At 38.3% G+C, this 5,352-nt stretch carries 5 protein-coding genes; 1 reads left to right on the top strand and 4 read right to left on the bottom strand.

The features are described from left to right. Window positions 1-147: 147 nt before the first annotated feature. A complete protein-coding gene (locus tag ACKI5B_RS02970) occupies window positions 148-1,548 on the bottom strand; it encodes an urease accessory protein UreH domain-containing protein (protein WP_407425675.1) in 1,401 nt (466 codons plus the stop codon). Between the two features lie 156 nt (window positions 1,549-1,704). On the opposite strand from ACKI5B_RS02970, the gene ACKI5B_RS02965 reads away from it, so the two are divergent. Next, window positions 1,705-3,123, top strand: a complete 1,419-nt coding sequence (locus tag ACKI5B_RS02965) for a lyase family protein (protein ID WP_407425673.1) — start codon at window positions 1,705-1,707, stop codon at window positions 3,121-3,123. Window positions 3,124-3,126: 3 nt separating this feature from the next. On the opposite strand, the gene ACKI5B_RS02960 is transcribed toward ACKI5B_RS02965, so the two are convergent. The 3 genes from ACKI5B_RS02960 to ACKI5B_RS02950 all read right to left on the bottom strand — a co-directional run. Continuing rightward, window positions 3,127-4,482 (bottom strand): MATE family efflux transporter, encoded by a 1,356-nt coding sequence (locus ACKI5B_RS02960; RefSeq protein ID WP_407425671.1) that lies wholly within the window; start codon window positions 4,480-4,482, stop codon window positions 3,127-3,129. Continuing rightward, entirely contained in the window at window positions 4,483-4,962 is a 480-nt protein-coding gene (locus tag ACKI5B_RS02955; RefSeq protein ID WP_407425669.1) for a hypothetical protein, read from the bottom strand. It abuts the gene before it with no gap. A gap of 28 nt (window positions 4,963-4,990) precedes the next feature. Continuing rightward, window positions 4,991-5,352 (bottom strand): hypothetical protein (locus tag ACKI5B_RS02950; protein ID WP_407425667.1); only part of this gene is annotated, 362 nt, incomplete at its 5' end.

The following is a 5,352-nucleotide window of genomic DNA, read 5'->3' as shown; positions in this document are numbered from 1 at the left end:
ACATGCCGCACAGGTCATACCTGTTACTGTATATTGTTTCATATTATATTCCTTGACTGTTTTAAAAAGTTTCAAACAACTATTTCATTTGAAACCTGATATAAATATACTGAAAAAAACTTACTCCGACTGTGATTTTGTCACTTTTTATTCAATAACATTGATTGTTCCACGCACCATGCCCATCCAGCAGGTATAGCCGAATATCCCGGTTTGGTCAGGTGTAAATTGAATCACATTTTTTCCATAATCCATCTGATACTGAAATCCAAAATCCCGGAAAATCATCCGGTAATTACATCCATTTAGAGAATTTTCGTCAGCTTCAATTTCCCAATGGACAGGAATGCCTTTTTTTACTGTGATTGAAGGATAGCGGTAAGGATTCAATTTTGATTTTACAATTTGTTTTCCGTTTTCAATTATAATTCCACTGTCCAAAGATAATTTTGAAGGCTCCTGAGTTTTTGCTATCTGTTCAATTTTTGTGTCGTCATTTTTTCTCGCAAAAAGATTTTCAACTTTCCAGCCAGCCAAAGCAAATCCCTGACTAAGCATGGAAAGAGACATTACAAGAACTAAAATTGCTCCGATTTTCATAACAACTCCTGTATATTTTTTTCCTAAAAACGAGACTAGGGAACCAAGACCTAACATAAGGGGAACAGTTCCAAGACTAAAGAAAAACATCGAAAAAGCCCCGCTTAAAGGACTTGCAGAAGCAATGGCAACAATCCACATTGCCTGTAAAGGTCCACAGGGCATAAACCCATTTAAAAATCCCACAAAAAAAGGAGCTTTATTCATTACTGTGGAAGAAGTGATTTTTTTAGAAAGAAAAGCCGGAAGATGGGGAGTAAACTTTTTTAAAGAAGGAAAAATTCCTAAAAGAGAGATTCCCATCAAAAACATAACAATGCCAGCAGTAATTTTTAAAATCCCCTGCACCGAAAGAGGAATTTCTGCATTTCCGGCACTTCCTCCGCCTAAGAAAAATCCGGCAGTTCCAAGTACAAGACCGATTAAAGTATAGGAAGCAAGACGACCAAGATTGTACAAAACTGCAGGAATATACACAGTTTTTTTTCTTTCGCTTAATGAGTGTTTTCGGACTCCCTCCAGACTTTGCGAGAGATTAATTCCACCGCACATTGCAGCACAATGAACTGATGTTAAAAGCCCTGTCACAAATAAAACAGCATAACTCATTTTTGATGAAGCAATGGAAGATGGAACCAAAAGATTCATTAAGCCTGTTTTCTGTAAAAGTGTAAAAAGTCCCGAAATTATGGCAATGTATAAAATTGTGCCGGCAGTTTTAACATTTTCACCATCTTCAAGTACCGTGTACTCAAGTTTTTTGATTTCTGTTTTAATCTTTTCAAGGGAAATTTTTTCTTCATAAAACTCAATTAAGGCCGTACCATTTTCCCAGCTCACATCTGCTTTTTTAACACCGTCAAGTTTTTCAAGTTTTGACTGGATTTTATTCTGGCAGTTTATGCAGGTCATTCCACCAATTTTAAGCTTAATGTGCCTGGACTTCATAAAATTTATTCCTCAAGTATAAAATATAACCGTATACAACAATGTTTCTACCTAGTAAACTACTCGGCAGAATAAAAGATACAGCTTTTTTACTTTTTAATTCTGTTTTTTTCAAAATATTGAGCAGACAGTTTCATTTCACTATAATTCTATTCTATGGAAACACGAAACATTTTTGAGAATCTCTCTTGTATTGACCACCGCTATTCTCTTTCAGAAAAAGCGGCTTTTGACGGACTTTCTGCTTATATTTCAGAACAGGCTTCTATCCGTTCCTGCGCAAAGTGTGAATCGGCTTTAGTTAAGGCACACCTCAAAGTGCGTGGAGAGCTTACTGATGAACTTGCAAAAAAACTTGATGAAGTTGCTGCAAACATCGACCCGGAAGAAGTTTACGCTGAGGAAGAAAAAACAAAGCACAATATCCGCGCTCTCGTAAACGTAATGAAAACCAAGGTCGATTCAAAAATCGGACCTCTCATTCACCTTGGAGCAACTTCAGTAGACATTCTTGATACCGCATTAAGCTGCCGCATGAGAGATGTTACAAAAAATGTCGTTCTTCCAGAATTAAAGCAGCTTGAAAAATACCTTTGCGAAATTGCAGAACGTGAATGCGCAACACCTCAGGTAGGACGCACCCACGGTCAGCACGCAGTTCCAATCACTTTTGGATGGAGCATTGCAGAATTCGTTGCCCGACTTGGAAAATCAATCCTTAAAATCGAAGAGCTTTCAAATGACTTGGTTGGAAAGCTCGCAGGTCCTGTAGGAAGCTATAACGGACCAAGCATGATTGTAAAAGATCCTGAAGAACTTGAGCGAATCTACACAGAATTCTTAGGTCTTAAGCCATCAGAATATTCAAATCAGCTGGTTGAACCTGAGCATGTTCTCCGCCTTCTTTTGGAGATGAACGTAGCATTCGGAATCATTGCAAACCTTGCTGACGACCTCCGCAACTTGCAGCGAAGTGAAATCGGCGAAGTATTCGAGTATTTTGCTTCAACTCAGGTAGGCTCTTCAACAATGCCTCAGAAGCGAAATCCATGGAACAGCGAACACGTTAAATCTTTGTGGAAGGCAATGTGCCCCCGCGTAATCACTTTCTACATGGATCAGATTTCTGAGCACCAGCGAGACCTCACAAACTCAGCAAGCCAGCGGTTCATTACTGACTACGTTTCAGGCTTTACAATGGCAGTTGCCCGCATGAACAGTGTCGTAAAAGGCCTTCAGGCAGACAAAGACGGCATGGCACGCAATTTGCAGGGTGCAGGCGGAAAAGTTAAAGGCGGAGTTTTGGCAGAACCTGCTTACATTCTTCTTGGTGAAGCCGGAGTTAATGACGGACACGAAGTTATCCGAAAAATCACTCTGGAAGCAGAACAGACAGGAAAAACTTTCTTTGAAGTCCTCAAAACTCACGAAGAAGCCTTTGCAAAAATCACTGCTCAGCTTGAAAAACTGGGAATTGAAAACCCTGCCACATTCTTCGAAACTCCAGCGAATTATTGCGGACTGGCAGCTGTCAAATCAAAGAGACTAGCTCAGAAATATGCTAAACTGATGTAATTATCAGGCAGCTTTTGATTCAGCACTGATATTTTTCATAATCCAGATAAAGCTGGCAGTTAAAAATAAAAATGTAACTGTCCAGCTTATTGGATATGAAAAAAAGATGCTCTGAAATGTATGAAATCTTTGGATTCTAAAGAAAGTAAAAAGATACACAATCCTTAAACCACAGGCACCAATCAAAGTCACAATCATCGGCATGACAGAATGTCCAACACCACGAATTGCACTGGCCATACAGTCCATCATTCCGCATGTAAAATATGTTGAAAGAATCACTGCCAGTCGTAACATTCCGGCTTCTATAACATCATCATTATCGGAATAAATTCCAAGCAGCTGCCGGCCAAAAATCAAAGCCAGATTTCCTAAAATAAGCCCGACACCAGTCACAGAAAATTCAGCAGTCAAAATTAATTTTTTAATTCTGTCAAATTTATGAGCACCCATATTCTGACTGGCAAAAGTAAGTGTTCCCTGTGCAAAACTGTTCATAGAAATATATACAAAACCTTCAATACTCTGGGCAGCAGAATTTCCTGCCACCATTACCGCCCCAAAAGAATTTACACTTGACTGAATCAGCATATTTGAAAAACTGAACAGCATACCCTGAAAACCTGCGGGAAGCCCAATCTTTAAAATTCTGAAAAAAATTACTCTGTCTATTTTTAATTTTTTTAAAACAAGTCTGAATTCATCTTCTTCACGCATCAAAATTAGAATTACACAAAAAGCCGCAAAAATCTGACTTAACACTGTTGCAAAAGCAACACCTGCCACTCCCATACTGAAAGAAATTACAAAAATCAAATTTAAGACGACATTTATAACACCAGCAGCAAGCAGAATATAAAGGGGACGTTTTGTATCTCCCTTAGAACGCAAAAGCGCGGCTCCAAAATTATAAACAACTGTTGCAGTTATTCCCCCAAAAAAGATTTTAAGATAAAGTGTAGAAAGCGGCAGAACTTCCTCTGGAGAGCCCATTAAGATTAAAATCTGCTTAGAAAAAAGAACGCCGATAAAGGTAAGCAGAACACCACCGGCAAGACTTAAAACAATCGTAGTATGAACAGTTTTATTAAGTTCGTCTTTTTTTCCTGCACCTAAAAAGTTTGCCGCAACAACATTACAGCCAACCCCAAGACCAATAAAAAAATTTACAAGCAGATTCACAAGAGAAGAAGTTGAACCTACTGCTGCAAGTGAATTATCCCCGGCATACCGCCCCACGACCACAATATCAGCAGCGTTAAAGAGAAGTTGAAGAATTGAACTTAGAATCAGGGGAACTGCAAATTTGACCAGTTTTGGAAAAACTGCCCCTTCTGTCATGTCAATCTTGTTTTTCATTTATAAAAACAAGGCAAGCGGGAAAATAAAATGAAGTACAGCTGCTGCAATACAGAAAATTCCTAAATATTTCCGGCCTCCGGTATAAATATTCTGTAAAACATCAGGCAGAGTTAAAGATATATCAGTATTTTCATTTAACCAGTCCAGTAAAAGAACCGCACCACTTGCAATTCCTGCACAGGCAGGAATTAAATCACCAATAATAAGAATTTCGCCCTGAAGCGGTGAAAGAAGCTTCATAATTCCAGTTAATGGAGCAAGAATTCCAATTACAAGCTGAAAAGTTTTATCGGAAAGAAAAGGCGCTGCAAGTGAAGCAGGACCGGCTTTTTCATTATCTGAATCAACAGCCTCAACATCCATATCCAGCTCATCTGAAACAGGCGCTTCAGAAACTGCGGAAGAATTAACGGCATAAATAAAAATTAATCCTGCCATAAGATTTAACAGAACTGATAAAAAATAAAACTGAAGCATAAGCCCTCCAACTAACTAAAACACAGCGTCAGCGTTTTTCTATCTGGCACTCAAGATTCAAATAATTTTCGTTCATTGAACAGACAGCACCAATACTCATTATATCATAATCGGCAAAAGTTGTCCGTATAAAGATTTCATTTCCTTCATATCTGGAAATTAATTTTTCGTCCTGAAGCGGTACACCGTCTTTATCACGGGCTATAAATATAACCGACACCGGTATTCCATTTTCAAATTCACTCATATTTTTTTTGGCTGCTTTTTCAACTTTTAAGCTTGCATAAACCGAATTATCATAAGAAAAAGCCGAAAGCTTAAAATCTGCACCTGACAAAGTTCCTGAGTTTTTTTGAGGTCCAAAATAATTAACAAATAAAATAATTCCAA

Origin of the sequence: Treponema sp. (assembly GCF_045657965.1) — a bacterium.
In the GTDB taxonomy this organism is placed as follows: Bacteria; Spirochaetota; Spirochaetia; order Treponematales; family Treponemataceae; genus Treponema_D.
Note: the sequence above shows the minus strand (reverse complement) of the source record. Positions and strands in the feature narration are given on the sequence as shown.

Excerpts from the sequence above, each read along its gene's own strand:
- ACKI5B_RS02955 (WP_407425669.1), bottom strand. The coding sequence starts at position 4,962 with ATGCTTCAGTTTTATTTTTTATCAGTTCTGTTAAATCTTATGGCAGGA.
- ACKI5B_RS02965 (WP_407425673.1), top strand. The coding sequence starts at position 1,705 with ATGGAAACACGAAACATTTTTGAGAATCTCTCTTGTATTGACCACCGC.
- ACKI5B_RS02960 (WP_407425671.1), bottom strand. The coding sequence starts at position 4,482 with ATGAAAAACAAGATTGACATGACAGAAGGGGCAGTTTTTCCAAAACTG.
- ACKI5B_RS02970 (WP_407425675.1), bottom strand. The coding sequence starts at position 1,548 with ATGAAGTCCAGGCACATTAAGCTTAAAATTGGTGGAATGACCTGCATA.